The organism is Pseudomonas sp. F9001, from assembly GCF_013385435.1.
GTDB lineage: Bacteria > Pseudomonadota > Gammaproteobacteria > Pseudomonadales > Pseudomonadaceae > Aquipseudomonas.
Map to the genome: position 1 here is coordinate 24,842 of NZ_JACAPX010000021.1, position 16,010 is coordinate 40,851.

The 16,010-nt window shown below is 61.7% G+C and carries 14 protein-coding genes and 1 pseudogene; 5 read left to right on the forward strand and 10 right to left on the reverse strand.

The features are described 5' to 3' along the window. Window positions 1-65: 65 nt before the first annotated feature. The 4 genes from HX818_RS20420 to HX818_RS20435 all read right to left on the reverse strand — a co-directional run bounded on the left by HX818_RS20420 (window position 66) and on the right by HX818_RS20435 (window position 4,436). A complete protein-coding gene (locus HX818_RS20420) occupies window positions 66-1,034 on the reverse strand; it encodes a FecR family protein (protein WP_177008822.1) in 969 nt (322 codons plus the stop codon). Continuing rightward, window positions 1,031-1,549 (reverse strand): RNA polymerase sigma factor, encoded by a 519-nt coding sequence (locus HX818_RS20425; protein WP_010167452.1) that lies wholly within the window; start codon window positions 1,547-1,549, stop codon window positions 1,031-1,033. The genes HX818_RS20420 and HX818_RS20425 overlap by 4 nt, the downstream gene beginning before the upstream one ends. Window positions 1,550-1,809: 260 nt before the next feature. Beyond that, window positions 1,810-2,517, reverse strand: a complete 708-nt coding sequence (locus HX818_RS20430) for a PolC-type DNA polymerase III (protein ID WP_008434358.1) — start codon at window positions 2,515-2,517, stop codon at window positions 1,810-1,812. Continuing rightward, a complete protein-coding gene (locus HX818_RS20435; RefSeq protein ID WP_177020647.1) occupies window positions 2,514-4,436 on the reverse strand; it encodes a putative nucleotidyltransferase substrate binding domain-containing protein in 1,923 nt (640 codons plus the stop codon). The genes HX818_RS20430 and HX818_RS20435 overlap by 4 nt, the downstream gene beginning before the upstream one ends. Before the next feature lie 246 nt (window positions 4,437-4,682). On the opposite strand from HX818_RS20435, the gene HX818_RS20440 reads away from it, so the two are divergent. Together HX818_RS20440 and HX818_RS20445 are read left to right on the forward strand one after the other, a co-directional pair. Next, window positions 4,683-5,129 (forward strand): response regulator, encoded by a 447-nt coding sequence (locus HX818_RS20440; protein ID WP_003211086.1) that lies wholly within the window; start codon window positions 4,683-4,685, stop codon window positions 5,127-5,129. A gap of 134 nt (window positions 5,130-5,263) precedes the next feature. Beyond that, window positions 5,264-5,692: a hypothetical protein gene (locus tag HX818_RS20445; protein ID WP_177020648.1), complete on the forward strand. Its 429-nt coding sequence runs from the start codon at window positions 5,264-5,266 to the stop codon at window positions 5,690-5,692. A gap of 44 nt (window positions 5,693-5,736) precedes the next feature. Here HX818_RS20445 and HX818_RS20450 read toward each other — a convergent pair whose 3' ends face one another. Next, the gene (locus HX818_RS20450; protein ID WP_177020649.1) at window positions 5,737-7,914 is read right to left on the reverse strand and encodes a malate synthase G; all 2,178 of its coding nucleotides are present in this window, start codon (window positions 7,912-7,914) and stop codon (window positions 5,737-5,739) included. 373 nt (window positions 7,915-8,287) lie between these two features. Here HX818_RS20450 and HX818_RS31280 point away from each other — a divergent pair. Together HX818_RS31280 and HX818_RS20455 are read left to right on the forward strand one after the other, a co-directional pair. Beyond that, window positions 8,288-8,374: pseudogene (locus HX818_RS31280) on the forward strand (outer membrane lipoprotein carrier protein LolA); the annotation flags it as partial. A 24-nt stretch (window positions 8,375-8,398) separates the two neighbouring features. Further along, entirely contained in the window at window positions 8,399-8,917 is a 519-nt protein-coding gene (locus HX818_RS20455; protein ID WP_003211081.1) for a glycine cleavage system protein R, read from the forward strand. Between the two features lie 222 nt (window positions 8,918-9,139). Here HX818_RS20455 and rarD read toward each other — a convergent pair whose 3' ends face one another. The 5 genes from rarD to HX818_RS20480 form a co-directional block, all read right to left on the reverse strand. Next, window positions 9,140-10,024 (reverse strand): EamA family transporter RarD, encoded by an 885-nt coding sequence (gene rarD / locus HX818_RS20460; protein ID WP_177020650.1) that lies wholly within the window; start codon window positions 10,022-10,024, stop codon window positions 9,140-9,142. Window positions 10,025-10,131: 107 nt separating this feature from the next. Beyond that, window positions 10,132-11,106: a serine/threonine protein kinase gene (locus tag HX818_RS20465; RefSeq protein WP_003211077.1), complete on the reverse strand. Its 975-nt coding sequence runs from the start codon at window positions 11,104-11,106 to the stop codon at window positions 10,132-10,134. 193 nt (window positions 11,107-11,299) lie between these two features. Continuing rightward, a complete protein-coding gene (locus HX818_RS20470; protein ID WP_177020651.1) occupies window positions 11,300-13,198 on the reverse strand; it encodes a PhoX family phosphatase in 1,899 nt (632 codons plus the stop codon). 71 nt (window positions 13,199-13,269) lie between these two features. Next, window positions 13,270-14,034: a TOBE domain-containing protein gene (locus HX818_RS20475; RefSeq protein ID WP_177020652.1), complete on the reverse strand. Its 765-nt coding sequence runs from the start codon at window positions 14,032-14,034 to the stop codon at window positions 13,270-13,272. A 57-nt stretch (window positions 14,035-14,091) separates the two neighbouring features. Beyond that, a complete protein-coding gene (locus tag HX818_RS20480; protein WP_177020653.1) occupies window positions 14,092-14,829 on the reverse strand; it encodes a ComF family protein in 738 nt (245 codons plus the stop codon). 89 nt (window positions 14,830-14,918) lie between these two features. On the opposite strand from HX818_RS20480, the gene bioB reads away from it, so the two are divergent. Further along, window positions 14,919-15,974 (forward strand): biotin synthase BioB, encoded by a 1,056-nt coding sequence (gene bioB, locus HX818_RS20485; RefSeq protein WP_003211072.1) that lies wholly within the window; start codon window positions 14,919-14,921, stop codon window positions 15,972-15,974. Window positions 15,975-16,010 lie beyond the last annotated feature (36 nt).

A 16,010-nucleotide genomic window follows, 5' to 3' on the forward strand; every position in this document is an offset into this window, starting at 1 on the left:
GGAACGCATTCCACCTGTGGGAGCTGGCTTGCCTGCGATGACAATGGCCTATGCACCACAGGAGCCTACGGCTTGGGCGCCACCGTCACCCACCACGGCGTGTGTTGTTGAATCTGCACCGGCAAGGTCGGCAGCAGCGCGTTCAGTGCCAGGTTGGTGTCGTGCAACGGAAAGCTGCCGGTAATCCGCAGGTCGGCCACCTGTTTATCCACACCCAGGTAACCGGTGCGGTAGCGGCTCAGCTCGGCAACCACATCGCCGAGCCGCGCGTTGTCCACCACCAGCATGCCGCGCGTCCAGGCGTCGGTGCCGGGGCTGACGGCAAGCATCGGGCCGAGGCTGTCGCGGCGCATCAGCACTTGCTGGCCTTCCTTGAAGATCTGCTCTTGATGCAGCGCTTCAGGCTGTGCGCCGACGGCAGACTGCAACACGCTGAGGCGGGTGCCATCTTCCTCGCGCTTGACGATAAACCGTGTGCCCAGGGCGCGCAGGCTGCCTTCGCGGGTTTCGACAAAAAACGGGCGGGCGTCGTTGTGGCCGGTTTCGACAAGGATCTCGCCTTCCTGCAATACGATCAGCCGACGTTTCTCGTCAAAGCGCACGTCAATGGCGCTGTGGGTGTTGAGGTTGATCACGGTGCCATCCGCCAGCTTCAGGGTGCGCTGTTCACCGGTGGCGGTGCGCTGGTCGGCCAGCCAATAGTTGAGCGGCACGTAGCGCTGGCCGACGAACAATGCCAGGCCGCACACCAGCACCACACTGGCCAGGCCGCTGCCGAGCTTGCGCACGCGGCGGCGAATGCCTTCGCGTGACTGCAGCAATGCCGCACGGGCCGGGCCCGAGGCCACACTGAAACGCTGATCGAGCATGCCCAACTGGCGCCAGGCGCGGGCGTGTTCTTCGTTGCTGGCCAGCCATTTGGCGAATTCTTCCTGCTCCACGGCACTGCCGTCGCCCGAGTCGAGGGACAGTTGCCAGGCAATGGCCGCGTCGAGCACCCGCGCCGACACCGGCTTGGAACTGACCGGGCTCACAGCGGCTCGCCATACAGGGCGATGTAGCACTGGCGGATACCCTGGGCCAGGTATTGCCGCACCCGGGGCACGGAAACCCCCAGGCGCTGGGCGATTTCGGCGTGGCCCATGCCGTCGAGGCGGTTATAGAGGAAGGCCGCGCGGGCCTTGCTCGAGAGTTTGCCCAGCAGGCGGTCGATGGCCTTGAGGTCTTCGAGGATCAGTTGCTGTTCTTCCGGGGACGGGTGCTCGCTTTCCGGGATCAGCATCAGTTCGGTGAGGTAAGCCTGTTCCAGCGCGGCGCGGCGGAAATAATCGAACAGCAGGCCCTTGGCGATGGCCACCAGGAACGCCCGCGGCTCGCGGGGTTCACGCAGTTCTTCACGGCCCAGCAGGCGCATGAAGGTGTCCTGGCTGAGGTCTTCGGCGCGGCTGGGGCAGGCCACGTTGCGTCGCAGCCACGCCAACAGCCAGCTGCGATGGTCGCGGTACAACGCGCCAACAAGCTCACTGTGGGGACTTTGGATTGACGACAAGGCGACACCGATCGGAAAGTTTAAACTAACGAGAATTATTCGCGATTGTGGCAGAGGTGTAAGGCGGGTGCAATTGGCGTTGGTCGGGCGGCGGCGTAATGCTATCTATCAGGGTGATGCCGCTTACTGTGGCGAGGGACCTTGCTCCCGCTCGGCTGCGCAGCAGTCGTAATCCAGGCAATGCATTTATTCAGTTGGAAATGGGTTGGCTGATTTGGGGGCGCTTCGCACCCCAGCGGGAGCAAGCTCCCTCGCCACCATCAGAATGAGGGCGCTTGCTTGCGGCGTTTCCATTGGCCCAGGCGCTGTTGTAACGCGTGCGGGCTGTCGATCTGCTGCTGCCGTGCGCGGCTGAACAAAATCAGCATCAGTTCCGCCGTTGCCAACGCATCCGCACTGGCATGGTGACGCTCGCCCACTTGCAGCTTGAAATGCGTGATCCAGTCATCCAGCCCGGCTTCGCGGATGTTGGCGTCGGGGCACAGCAGCGGGGCGATGTCGGCCACGTCCAGGAACGGGTGGTTCAAGCGATAGCCCAGGCTGTCCTTGAGTGCCCGGCACAGCATGTGTTGATCGAAGGGCGCATGAAACGCCAGCAGCGGGCTGTCGCCGACAAACTCCATGAAGTCCATCAGCGCTTCTGCCGGGTCACTGCCCGCTGCAATGGCGCTGGGCCCCAGGCCATGGATCAGCACGCTGGGGCTGAGCTTGGTCTCGGCCCGGTGCAGGGTGCGCTCGAATAATTGCGAGAAGTCCACTGCGCCGTCCTCGATCACCACGGCGCCAATCGAAAGCACCTGGTCACGATTGAGGTTCAGGCCGCTGGTTTCCAGGTCCACCACCACCCAGCGCTGGGCCCGCAGCGATCCGTCCCCCAGCTCCCCAGGTGTGGGCAATTGTTCGACGCGCCGTTGTTGTGCCGCATCCAGGCCAGGTTTGGGTTTGCGCAACCAGCCAAACCAGCTCACAGCTGATACCGCAACGTCAGGCTGCCTTGCAGGCGTTGGGCCTGGCGCAGGGATTCGCGCAGGATGCGCCGGTCGAGGTGGTTGAGGCTGTCGGGATCGACGCGGTTGGAGTAGGGCAGGTTCTCGCGGGTTTGCAGTTGGTGTTGTTGCATGCGGGTTTGCTGGATGAAGTGATAGGCCTCTTCATAGGCGGCGCCATCAAGGCGTTCGATGACTTCCCTGGCCACCAGTTGGCGCAAGCGCTCCAGGGTGTTGATGGCGCTGATGCCGTTGGCCAATGCCAGCAGACGGGCACCGTCGACAAATGGCGTGAGGCCTTGCACCTTGAGGTCGAGGGTTGCCTTGTCGGCGCCTCTGCGCGTCAACACAAAATCCCGGAAGCGCCCTACCGGCGGGCGCTGGCGCAACGCGTTCTCGGCCAGCATGCGCTGGAACAAACGGTTGTCTGCCACCTGGTCGAGAATGCCCTGGCGCAATTGCTCGCACCCTTGCTCATCGCCCCACACCACCCGCAAATCAAAATAGATGCTCGAACCCAGCAGATTCTCCGGCGTCGCCTCACGGATAAACCCGGCAAAGCGCCGCGCCCATTCCGCCCGGGACAGGCACAGCTCCGGGTTACCGGCCATGATATTGCCCTTGCACAGGCTGAAGCCGCACAGCGCCAGGCTCTGGTTGATCTGTTGTGCCAGCGGCAGCAGGCGCCCGCGAATCTCGGCGGCTTCGGCGGCGTCCCGGGCTTCGAACAGGATGCCGTTGTCCTGGTCGGTATACAGCGTCTGCTCGCGGCGGCCCTCGCTGCCGAAACACAGCCAGCGGAATGGCACGCCCGGGTCGCCCTTGTCGGCCAGGGTCAACTCGATGACACGGCACACCGTGTGATCGTTGAGCAAGGTGATGATGTGGGTGATCTGCGTAGACGACGCGCCGTGGGCGAGCATGCGCTCCACCAACTGGCCGATTTCGCCGCGAATCGCCACCAGGTTTTCGACCCTGGGCGCATTGCGGATGGTGCGCGCCAGGTGCACCAGGTCCACCCGCTGCAGGGAAAACAGGTCACGCTCGGACACCACGCCACACAGGCGCTGATCCTTGACCAGGCACACGTGGGCGATATGCCGTTCGGTCATCGCAATCGCCGCGTCGAAGGCGCTGTGGTCCGGCGTGAGGAAAAACGGCGCCTGGGTCATATGGCGCTCGATGCCCTGGTTGAAATCACTGGTGCCGTCGGCCACCACCTGGCGCAGGTCCCGCAGGGTGAAAATCCCCAGGGGCGCCTTGTGTTCATCGACGATCACAATGCTGCCCACTTGCTGCTCGTGCATTTGCGTGACCGCTTCACGCAGCGGCGTCAGCGGGCTGCAGGTGACCGGGTGACGCATGGCCAATTCGCCCAGGCGGGTGTTCAGCGAATATTGGGTGCCGAGGGTTTCCACGGCCTTTTGCTGGACTTGCTGGTTGACCTGGTCCAGCAAGCTGCTCACGCCGCGCAAGGCAAAGTCGCGAAACGCGCTGGAAAGGGCGAACAGCTTGATAAAGGCCGGCTTGTTCAGTTGCAGGCAGAAGGTGTCTTCGGCGGCTTTGTGCTCGGTACGGGTGGCCCGCTCCCCCAGCAGCGCCGCCAGCGGAAAACATTCACCGGTGGTGATTTCAAAGGTGGTTTCTGTCGAGTCCGGCCGCTCGCCGACTACGCGCCCCTGCTTGACGATATAGAAGTGTTCCACCGGCCCGCCCGAGGGCTTGAGGATGCTCTCGCCGGGGCCGTAGAAGCGCAATTGACACTGCTCTACCAGAAATCCCAGGTGGGCGTTTTCCATTTGGTTGAACGGCGGGAAGCGTTGCAGGAATTGCAGGGTGCCGTGGATGTTCTGCAACACAGCGGTTTTCCCCGCTTGTGTGAAAGCATCAGCTTTACTCATACCTATGACCGCAGTTTTTTTGTCGTTATCGTGCCCCATGGTCGACTCCTGCGCTGCGGGTGCCCATTGGACGTAAGTCTAGGTAGCGATTCGCCCTCACTTACTAGGGAAAAACCTTACATGAATATCGTCCAAACCCCGTAGAACGCCCACTAGGCAAACTTTCCGACGAAGTGCACATTGTTCGCCCTTCCGGCGATGTCTGACTTCTGTGCTGGGAGATTGAATAGAACTGCCGAGAAACGTATGTCCGACCACGATATTTTGAGTGATGCCGAGCGCGAGGCCCTGAGTGCTGTTATGCAGGAGCCGGATTTGCCGCCACAACGGGTTTTGATCGTGGATGACGACAAGGACGCGCGCGAACTGTTGGCAGAAATTCTTGGCCTGGACGGCATTCGTTGCATGACCGCCGACAGCGGCGAGGCTGCATGGGACTTGTTGAGTTCCAGCAGCTCCATCGGCTTGCTGATCACCGACCTGCGCATGACGCCGAGCAACGGGCTGCAATTGATTCGCCAGGTGCGCGAATCCACCCGGGCGGCGCTGCCGATCATCATCATGTCGGGTGACGCCGAAGCGCCGGATGTGATTGATGCGATGCACTTGAGCGTGGTGGACTTTTTGCTCAAGCCGATTGATAGCGTGAAGCTGGCGAAGATGGTGAAGCGGGAGTTGGGGATGGCGTCCTAGACAGTGCCATTGGTCTGATATCGCGAAGAACTGTCAATTCTGACAGTAGGAATAGCTTGAGAGCGTCTGTTTACTGGTTTGGGGTGTGCTGATCGTCGATCAGCGCCTCATAAAGCCATGAACAGGAGTTCGCTATGAGCACCAAACTTTTTCGAGTTGAAGATGAGGCCTTGCAGGACGCAAGGGTGAGGGCACTATCCGGGGATGCTTTTGTTCTTGTGCTTGCTCCCGGCAAGTTTCGGTTTTTCAGCACCAAGGAAGTCCTCGGGTTCCTGTCATGGACAGCGGTGCTTGGGGCAGGTCAAGAGCGTATTGACCTGGATTATGGGCACGATGTGCCGAACGGCCTTCATGAATTCGAGGCAAGGGGCAGGCGCGTGACTTACCGGGCGCCGGACGGTAAGGATTATTTCGGACCTACTGAAGGGAAGATCTTTCTTGAAGTTGAACGCCCCCCGACCGGTACCGCTTTCACGCACAAGGGTAACTTTTTGAATGTGCGGTTCGAGTCGGATGGTAATACGGTCGTTCTCAATGGCGGTTATAAACTCAGCTCTTCTTAAACTGCTGCAAAAAAGCCCTGATCTCTCGACCAGGGCTTATTTATTTACAGGCCGTTTTTAGCCTTGAACTCCCGACGCCGACGGTGCAACACCGGCTCGGTATAGCCGTTCGGCTGCTTCGTCCCCTCAATCACCAACTCCACCGCTGCCTGGAACGCGATGTTGCTGTCGAAATCCGGAGCCAGCGGACGATACAGCGCATCCCCGGCGTTCTGACGGTCCACCACCGGCGCCATGCGCTTGAGGCTTTCCATCACCTGGGCTTCATTGACGATGCCGTGGCGCAACCAGTTGGCAATGTGCTGGCTGGAGATACGCAGGGTGGCGCGGTCTTCCATCAGGCCGACGTCGTTGATGTCCGGGACTTTCGAGCAACCCACGCCCTGGTCGATCCAGCGCACCACGTAACCGAGGATGCCCTGGGCGTTGTTGTCCAGCTCGTTGCGGATTTCTTCGTCGGACCAATCGGTATTCTGGGCCAGGGGAATGGTCAGGATATCGTCTACCGAAGCACGTTCGCGCTTGGCCAGTTCGGCCTGGCGGGCGAACACGTCAACCTTGTGGTAGTGCAGCGCATGCAGCGCAGCCGCCGTCGGCGAAGGAACCCACGCCGTGTTGGCGCCGGCCAGCGGGTGAGCAATCTTCTGCTCCAGCATGGCGGCCATCAGGTCGGGCATCGCCCACATGCCTTTACCGATTTGTGCGCGGCCTTGCAGGCCGGTGCTCAAGCCGATGTCCACGTTCCAGTTTTCGTAGGCGCCGATCCACTTCTCAGCCTTCATGGCGGCCTTGCGCACCATCGCGCCGGCTTCCATGGAGGTGTGGATCTCGTCGCCGGTACGGTCGAGGAAGCCGGTGTTGATAAACACCACGCGCTCGCTGGCGGCCTTGATGCAGGCCTTGAGGTTGACCGTGGTACGGCGCTCCTCGTCCATGATCCCGACTTTGAGGGTGTTGCGCGGCAGCTTCAGCACGTCTTCGATGCGACCGAACAGCTCGTTGGTGAACGCAGCTTCTTCGGGGCCGTGCATTTTCGGTTTAACGATGTACACCGAACCGGTGCGGCTGTTCTTGCGGCTGGTGTTGCCGTTAAGGCTGTGGATCGCCGACAGGCTGGTGAGCAGGCCGTCGAGAATGCCTTCCGGCACTTCGTTGCCATCCTTGTCGAGGATCGCGTCGATGGTCATCAAGTGGCCAACGTTACGCACGAACAGCAGCGAACGACCGTGCAGGGTCACTTCCTTGCCGTCGGCACCGGTGTAGACGCGGTCGGCGTTCATGGTGCGGGTAAAGGTCTTGCCACCCTTGGCGACTTCTTCCGACAGGTCGCCCTTCATCAGGCCGAGCCAGTTGCGGTAGATCACCACCTTGTCATCGGCATCGACGGCGGCGACGGAGTCTTCGCAGTCCATGATGGTGGTCAGGGCGGCTTCCATCAGCACGTCTTTCACGCCGGCGGCGTCGGTCTGGCCGACCGGGGTGCTGGCGTCGACCTGGATTTCGAAGTGCAGGCCGTTGTGCTTCAGCAGGATGGCGGTCGGCTTGGCTGCGTCGCCCTGGTAGCCGATCAACTGGGCATCGCTGCGCAGGCCGCTGTTGCTGCCGCCCTTGAGGCTGACCACGAGCTTGCCGTCGACGATCTTGTAGCCGGTGGAATCCACATGGCTGCCGGCAGCCAGTGGTGCGGCTTCGTCGAGGAAGGCGCGGGCGAAGGCGATGACCTTGTCGCCACGCACCTTGTTGTAGCCTTTGCCTTTCTCGGCGCCGTCGGCTTCGCTGATGGCATCGGTGCCATAGAGCGCGTCATACAGCGAACCCCAGCGCGCATTCGAGGCGTTGAGGGCGAAACGGGCGTTCATCACCGGCACTACCAGCTGCGGGCCGGCCATGTGGGCAATTTCTTCATCGACGTTTTGGGTCGAGGCCTGGAAATCCGCGGCTTCTGGCAGCAGGTATCCGATATCTTGAAGGAAGGCTTTGTAGGCCACGGCGTCGTGTGCCTGGCCGGCGTGTGCCTGGTGCCAGGTGTCGATCCGCACTTGAAAATCGTCGCGTTTGGCGAGTAGGGCTTTGTTCTTCGGCGCCAGGTCGTGGATGACCTTGTCGGCACCGGCCCAGAACTGGTCGGCGGTAATGCCGGTACCAGGAATGGCTTCGTTGTTCACGAAGTCGAACAGGACTTTGGCGACCTGCAGGCCACCGACTTGAACGTGTTCAGTCATTGCTTGCCTCACTCTGCGGAGCTTATGCGCTTTTCAGCTTTTCAATTTACCAATGAAGCCTCTGGCCATGTAAACCGTGAACACGCTGCACCAGTACATGCCGTAGAAGGCGGCTGGGCGGGCTGCGTCGCGGTGCGTGGTTGCCTTGGCAGACATCGACCTAACGTTATGTAGTGCGCGATTGGGCATACTACATGATGAGTTGCGGTTGTGAAAATTAGACTAAATACGTCGTTTAGCGACCCACTTTGGTCGTACGGTCACAGTGGGGTACGGGATGTTCTCAAAAAACTATTGGATTGTTCCATATAAATATAAAAATGGTACACGATTTGTTTTCGCGGGCGCCTGCGTCCACCTTGTAGGAGCGAGCTTGCTCGCGAAGATCGTTAACGATAACGCGGGATGCCTGACACCCAACGGTGCTCTCACGTTCTTCGCGAGCAAGCTCGCTCCTACAGAATCATAAGAAGAGGACGACACCATGGACCATCTCGTACTGACTGTCATCGCCCCGGACAAACCCGGTGTGGTCGAACGCATCGCCCAATGCATCGCCGCCCATGGCGGCAACTGGCTGGAAAGCCGCATGGCGCACATGGCCGGGCAGTTTGCCGGGATTTTGCGGGTGAGCGTGCCGGCGGAAAATCGGCTGGACTTGATTGGCGCGCTGGAAGACTTGTCCACCCACGGCATTCGCGTGCTGCTGGGCGAAAGCAGTTCGCTCGCCCCCAGCGAGTCGCAACCCATCGCGATGGAACTGGTCGGTAACGACCGGCCGGGGATTGTTCGCGACATCACCGCGCTGCTCAGCAAGCAGGGCGTCAACCTGGAGCGCTTGATCACCGACGTGCGCCCGGCGCCCATGAGCAGCGACCTGCTGTTCCACGCCGAAGCCTTGCTGGCGGTGCCGTTGACGCTGCCCCTGGAAACCTTGCAGGCGGCGCTGGAAACCCTGGCCGACGACTTGATGGTGGAACTGGAACTACGCAGCGAGGAATAGTTGCCCACAAGGTTATGCATGGAAATCTTGCATGGGCCTGTGGATAACCTGTAGAGACCCGCGTCCGGCCCAGGCGGGCCGTGGCTCTTCGCCAGCTGGCTAAAAAACGAACAGTTTCAAGGGCTTGTGCACAAACGCCGGGGACCAGGCTGTGGATAACCTTGGGGTGAATGCCTGCAAGCCACACCGGCCGTGGCTTGCAGAGGTTTGTACGTTATTTGATCAGTTTTTCCGCACAGTCATCCAGGCGTCGATGCTGTAAACCACCAGGCCGGCCCAGATAAAGCAGAAGGCGATCAGCGTGGCGGGTGCCAGGTGTTCGTTGAACAACAGCACGGCTTCCAGCAGCACCAGGGTGGGCGCCACGTATTGCAGGAAGCCCAGGGCGGTGTAGGGCAAATGCCGTGCGGCGGCGTTGAAACACACCAGCGGGATCAGCGTCACCGGGCCTGCGGCCACCAGCCACCACGCTTCGGAGGTGCTCCAGAATTCCATCTGTGCGCTGTGAGCCGAGGGGTTGAACAGCAACCATGCGATGGCAATCGGCACCAGCATCCAGGTTTCCACCACCAGCCCGGGCAATGCCTTGACCGGCGCCTGCTTGCGGATCAACCCGTAGAAACCAAAGGTCGCCGCCAGGACCAGGGATACCCACGGCAGGCTGCCGACTTGCCAAACCTGTTGCGCCACGCCTACCGCTGCCAGGCCCACGGCCACCCATTGCAGGCGGCGCAGGCGCTCGCCGAGGATCACCATCCCCAGCAGCACGTTCACCAGCGGGTTGATGTAGTAACCCAGGCTGGCCTCCAGCATGCGGCCACTGTTCACCGACCACACATAGGTCAGCCAGTTGGCTGCGATCAAGGTGCCGCTCAGGGCCAGGATCGCCAGGCGCCTGGGGTTGTCCCGCAGTTCGCGAAACCAGCCGGGGTGTTTCCAGACCATCAACAGCACACTGCCGAACAGCGCCGACCACAGCACGCGGTTGACGATGATTTCTGCGGCGGGAACGCTGGCGATGGCCTTGAAGTAGATCGGGAACAGGCCCCAGATGACGTAGGCGCTCAGGCCCAATATGTACCCGCGACGGGGGTTGGCGGCTTGCATGCAGAATCCTTGCTTAGGCAGCTAACAAAGCCGCGATTGTAAGGATATTTGTCAGCGGATGTGTGTTGAAAGTGTAGGGCCCAAGGTCAGGGCCCAGACGGCAGGGATCAGAACAGCTTCAACGGTTCTTCGTTGAGCGCCGACAACTGTTCACGCAACGCCAGAACCTGGTCGCCCCAGTAACGTTCGCTGCCAAACCAGGGAAAGCTGTGGGGGAACGCCGGGTCGTCCCAGCGCCGTGCAAGCCAGGCGCTGTAGTGCATCAGGCGCAGGGCACGCAGGGGTTCGATCAGGGCCAGTTCGCGCGGGTCGAAGTCGTGGAATTCCTGGTAGCCGTCCATCAATTCCGACAGTTGCCCCAGGCATTCCTGACGATCACCGGCGAGCATCATCCACAGGTCCTGAACGGCGGGGCCCATGCGGCAGTCATCGAGGTCGACGATATGGAACATCTCGTCGCGGCACATCATGTTGCCGGGGTGGCAATCGCCGTGCATGCGGATGTTCTTGTGGGGCGTGGCCTTGTAGACCTCCTCCACACGCTTGAGCAGGTCGCGGGCCACGGACTCGTAGGCTGGCAGCAGGCTGCGAGGAATGAAGTTGCCTTCCAGCAGGGTGTTCAGGGAATCGTGACCGAAATTCTTCACGCCCAGGGCTTCGCGGTGTTCGAAGGGGCGGGTGGAACCGACCGCATGCAGGCGGCCGAGCAATTGGCCGAGGCGATACAACTGGTCGAGGTTGCCCGGCTCCGGTGCGCGGCCGCCACGGCGCGGGAACAGGGTGAAGCGGAAACCCGCGTGCTCGAACAGGCTTTCACCGTTGTGAATCATCGGCGCCACCACCGGCACTTCGCACTCGGCCAGTTCGAAGGTGAAGCTGTGTTCTTCGAGGATCGCTTCGTTGGTCCAGCGTTGCGGCCGATAGAACTTGGCGATCAAGGGCTCGGAGTCTTCGATGCCGACCTGGTAGACACGGTTTTCGTAGCTGTTGAGCGCGAGGATGCGGGCATCGCTGAGGAAACCGATGCTTTCGACTGCGTCGAGCACCAGGTCAGGGGTCAGTGTTTCAAACGGGTGTGCCATGCGAACTCCTGCGCGCAGCAGGGCGCCGCGTCCGGCCGGGTATGGTAACGCACCCAGGGTTGGATAGGTGGTGACTGTTCTGACGCCTTCGCGAGCAAGTCGAATCGTCGCACCGCCGCTCCCACATTAAACCGAGTCCTGGCTTTGGAATGCGGTCAAATGTGGGAGCGGGCTTGCTCGCGAAGAGGCCTTATCAGGCGCCGACGATCCCGCCATCATCCCGACGAATCGCCATCACCGAGGACCGTGGCTTGCCATTCGGCAGATGCTCCGGCCAGGTCGACCCACCGGTTTCCCCCGGATGCTGAATCCCCACAAACAGGGTTTTCTGGTCCGGCGAAAAGCTGATCCCGGTCACTTCACAGGCCACCGGCCCCACCATGAACCGCCGAATTTCACCGGTCGACGGGTCGGCACACAGCATCTGGTTATTACCCATCCCGGCAAAGTCGCCGCCGTTGCTGTAGTCGCCATCGGTGAGGATCCACAACCGCCCGGCCTTGTCGAAGCCCAGGCCGTCCGGGCTGTTGAACATGTTCTGCGGGTTGATGTTGGATGAGCCGCCCTTTGGCGTGCCGGCATGCACCGCCGGGTTGCCGGCCACCACGAACAAATCCCAGCTGAAGTCCGGCGCGCCATGGTCGTTGGCATTGGCCTTCCAGCGCAGGATCTGCCCGTAGACGTTTTTCTCCCGCGGGTTCGGGCCGCCCGCCGGCTGGCCGTCTTCGCCGCGCTTGGCGTTGTTGGTCAGGGTGCAATACACCTGGCCGTCGGTGGGGCTGACCACGATCCATTCCGGGCGGTCCATGCGGGTGGCTTTCACCACGCTGGCGGCCAGGCGCGCGTGGATCAGCACTTCGGCCTGGCTGGCAAAACCGCTGTTGGCGTCGATGCCGTTCTTGCCGTAGGTCAGTTCGACCCATTGGCCCAGGCCCTTGGGATGGTCGGCATTGCCGTCGCCCGCGTCGAAAATCGCCACATACAAGGTGCCGTGGTCCAGCAGGTCCTTGTTGGCCTTGGGATTCTTGTGATTGATCTTGTCGCGGCTGATGAACTTGTAGATGAACTCGCCGCGCTCGTCGTCGCCCATGTACACCACGGCGCGGCCGTCGCGGGTTTCCGCCAGCGCAGCATTTTCATGCTTGAAGCGGCCGAGGGCGGTGCGCTTGACCGGTGTGGATTGCGGGTCGAACGGGTCGATTTCCACCACCCAGCCATGGCGGTTGAGTTCGTTGGGATTCTTGGCCATGTCGAAGCGCGGGTCGTGGGGGTGCCAGTTGATGTCTTTGCTGGCGGCGACCACGCCATAGCGTTTCTGCCCGGCGTCGAAGGTCTGTTGCGGGTTGCTGCTGCCGAAGCAGTCGGTGAAGTTCTCTTCGCAGGTGAGATACGTGCCCCACGGGGTCTTGCCGTTGGCGCAGTTCTGGAAGGTGCCGAGGACTTTTTTGCCGGTTTTGTCGGCGCTGGTTTTCAGCCAGGCATGGCCCGCCGCAGGGCCGCCGAAGCGGATTGGCGAGTTGCCGTGGATGCGCCGGTTGTAGCGCGAGTCCTGAACGAACTGCCAGGTGTCGCCCTTGCGCCGCACTTCGATCACCGACACCCCTTCGCTGGCCAACGCCTTGCGCACGTCTTCCGCCGATTGCGGCGCGCCGCCGTGGGCGTAGAGGTAGCGGTAGTTGGTGTATTCGTTGTTGATCGCCATCAGCGCGCGGTTGTCGTCACCGGGGAAGGCGAACAGGCTCATGCCGTCGTTGTTGTCGCCGAACTGCTGTTCCTGGGCCTTGGCGGTGCCGTTGCCGCTGGGGTCGAAGGCCGGTGCGTTCTTGTGCAGTGGCTGGCCCCAACTGATCAGTACCGAAGCGCTGTAGCCGGGCGGCAGGGTGATGGTGTCGCTGGTGGCCGAGGCGATGCTGGCGAACCCCAGCAACGGGCTGTTCGACGCGGCGTTGACCGCCAGGGCGCTGCGGGTCAGCAGGTTGCCGCCGAGGAACATCGCGGCACCGCACAGGGCGCCGGCGCCGATAAAACGCCGGCGGGTGAGGCCGACCATCTGTTCCAGGTCGGTGGCTTGGTTTTCTTCTAATAGGCTCATTTCAGGCTCCCTGCGGGTTTTTGCAGCCACCTTAGGGAGCAGTCGTGACGAAATTGTTGCAGTTTGAAGCGCTACACCGGAGTGCCCAGCAGCACGTTGCTGGGGGAGAACTGCACCTTCACCTGCAGGCCTTCGGCGGCATGGATCTGCGCAAGCGCGTCGGGCCGGGCCAGGGCGCAGAGAACCTGGCCGTTGGGCAAGGTGATCCGCACCTCGCTGGGGCCGTCTTCGGCATCGAGAATGGCGTCGATTTTTCCTTCCAGGCAATTGTGTCCAGGTGTTGCTGCCTGCGTGACGGCCAGTACTTCAAGCCAGCCGGCCTTGATCAGGGCGACGACTTCGGTGCCGATCTCCAGCTCCAGGCGCAAGGTACTGTCGTGGGTGATCTGCGCATCCAGGCGCAGCCCGGCTGCCAGCTCCAGGCGAATCAGGTCATTGCGGCCGTGGCTGTCGATGGCGATCACCCGGCCGTGCAACTGGTTACGTGCGCTGGTGCGCAGCATCAGGCGGCCCAGCAGGTTGAAGTCGCTGGCGTCTTCGGCGGAATCCAGCACCTGGGTTTGCAACACCTGCAGGCGTTGGTAAAGGCGTAATACCCGCTCACCCTCGGCCGTCAACCTGGCGCCGCCACCGCCCTTGCCGCCAACGCTGCGTTCCACCAGCGGCTTTTGCGCCAGGTTGTTCAGTTCGTCGATGGCGTCCCAGGCCGCCTTGTAGCTCAGCCCCGCACTCTTTGCGGCGCGGGTGATGGAGCCTTGTTCGGCAATATGTTGCAGCAGTGCAATGCGCTGCGGGCGACGGACGATGTGTTGGCTCAAGAGGGTTGGCAGGGACATGGTTACACGCTTCGATGGAATGGGCTGACGTTGCGGGCAGGGCGCCCGCGAGTCAAGTCATGTGCCGGGCTTGGGCGTCCGTGCCAGGCAATACACATCCACCTGTCGGGCGCCGGCATCCATCAACAGGCGGGCGAGACTGCTGGCGGTGGCGCCGGTAGTCAGTACGTCGTCGATCAGCGCCAAGTGCCGGCCTTTGACTTGCGCGCCGTCGGCCAGGGCGAAGGCCTGGTGCAGGTTGCGCTTGCGGGTCCTGGCGTCGAGGTCTTGCTGCGCCACGGTTTCACGCGGCCGTGACAGCAGGTGCTCATCCCAGGGGATGTTCAAGTCCTCACTCAGCCAGCGGGCGAGCATCGCCGCCTGGTTGAAGCCCCGTTCCCGCAGGCGTTTGCGGGCCAGGGGCACGGGCAGCAGGCAGTCGGGGCGAGCCAGCGCGGCATCTTCATAGCGGTGTTGCAGGAATTGTCCCAACAGGTGCGCAAGCAGATGCCCCAGCGGCCAGCGGGCCTGATGCTTGAAACGGCTGATCAGGCTGTCGATGGGGAAGCTGTAGGTCCACGGCGCGACGACCTGCTTGAACGCCTGAGGTTGCTTCAAGCACTGGCCGCACACCAGGCCCGTCGCCGGCAACGGCAGTGCGCACACCTCGCAATGTTCCATCAGCCAGGGCAGCTCGGTTTCGCAGGAGCCGCAGACAGGATCGGCCGTTCCGCTGCGTTCATCGCAGATCAAACAGGTTTGGTTGCTTTTTAACCAGATGTAAACCTCGTGTTTGTTCTCAAGTTGACAGTGCATGAATCTTCCTTAAATATGCCGAGCATCCGTGTCGTACCTGTGGGTATTACTCCCACAGGGCTTGCCAAAGCATAATCAAGGAATCGCCCATGAGCGCCAGCATCACTGCCAACCTGCGTCACGATTGGTCTTTAGCCGAAGTCAAAGCGCTGTTCGTGCAGCCCTTCAACGACCTGTTGTTCCAGGCGCAGACCGTGCACCGCGCGCATTTCGACGCCAACCGCGTCCAGGTTTCCACGCTGCTGTCGATCAAGACCGGCGCCTGTCCGGAAGATTGCAAATATTGTCCGCAGTCGGGCCACTACAACACCGGCCTGGAAAAAGAGAAGCTGATGGAAGTGCAGAAGGTCCTCGAAGAGGCCGCTCGCGCCAAGGCCATCGGTTCGACCCGCTTCTGCATGGGCGCCGCCTGGAAGCATCCGTCAGCCAAAGACATGCCCTACGTGCTGGAGATGGTCAAAGGCGTGAAAGCTATGGGCCTGGAAACCTGCATGACCCTCGGCCGTCTCGACCAGGACCAGACCGAAGCCCTGGCCCAGGCCGGCCTCGATTACTACAACCACAACCTCGACACGTCGCCGGAGTTCTACGGTTCGATCATCACCACCCGCACCTACGGCGAGCGCCTGCAAACCCTGGCATACGTGCGTGATTCGGGGATGAAGATCTGCTCGGGCGGCATCCTCGGCATGGGCGAGTCCCTGGACGACCGCGCCAACCTGCTGATCCAGCTGGCAAACCTGCCGGAGCATCCGGAATCGGTGCCGATCAACATGCTGGTGAAAGTTGCCGGCACGCCGCTGGAAAACGCCGACGACATCGACCCGTTCGACTTCATCCGCATGCTGGCGGTGGCGCGCATCCTGATGCCGCAGTCCCATGTGCGGCTGTCGGCCGGGCGTGAGGCGATGAACGAGCAGATGCAGGCCCTGGCATTCTTTGCTGGCGCCAACTCGATTTTCTACGGCGACAAGCTGCTGACCACTGCCAACCCGCAGGCGGACAAGGACATGCAACTGTTCTCGCGCCTGGGCATCCTGCCGGAAGCCCGCGAAGAGCACGCCGATGAAGTGCACCAGGCGGCGATCGAGCAGGCGCTGGTGGAGCAGAAGAGCAGCGAGCAGTTCTATAACGCGGCTGTTTGATACGTCCACTTTGGAATGCCATCCAAATGTGGGAGC

Bases quoted from the DNA above. Each gene is read 5' to 3' on its own strand.
- HX818_RS20440 (WP_003211086.1), top strand. From the start codon at position 4,683: ATGTCCGACCACGATATTTTGAGTGATGCCGAGCGCGAGGCCCTGAGT.
- HX818_RS20455 (WP_003211081.1), top strand. From the start codon at position 8,399: ATGGACCATCTCGTACTGACTGTCATCGCCCCGGACAAACCCGGTGTG.
- rarD (WP_177020650.1), bottom strand. From the start codon at position 10,024: ATGCAAGCCGCCAACCCCCGTCGCGGGTACATATTGGGCCTGAGCGCC.
- HX818_RS20445 (WP_177020648.1), top strand. From the start codon at position 5,264: ATGAGCACCAAACTTTTTCGAGTTGAAGATGAGGCCTTGCAGGACGCA.
- HX818_RS20470 (WP_177020651.1), bottom strand. From the start codon at position 13,198: ATGAGCCTATTAGAAGAAAACCAAGCCACCGACCTGGAACAGATGGTC.
- bioB (WP_003211072.1), top strand. From the start codon at position 14,919: ATGAGCGCCAGCATCACTGCCAACCTGCGTCACGATTGGTCTTTAGCC.
- HX818_RS20475 (WP_177020652.1), bottom strand. From the start codon at position 14,034: ATGTCCCTGCCAACCCTCTTGAGCCAACACATCGTCCGTCGCCCGCAG.
- HX818_RS20465 (WP_003211077.1), bottom strand. From the start codon at position 11,106: ATGGCACACCCGTTTGAAACACTGACCCCTGACCTGGTGCTCGACGCA.
- HX818_RS20480 (WP_177020653.1), bottom strand. From the start codon at position 14,829: ATGCACTGTCAACTTGAGAACAAACACGAGGTTTACATCTGGTTAAAA.
- HX818_RS20450 (WP_177020649.1), bottom strand. From the start codon at position 7,914: ATGACTGAACACGTTCAAGTCGGTGGCCTGCAGGTCGCCAAAGTCCTG.
- HX818_RS20435 (WP_177020647.1), bottom strand. From the start codon at position 4,436: ATGAGTAAAGCTGATGCTTTCACACAAGCGGGGAAAACCGCTGTGTTG.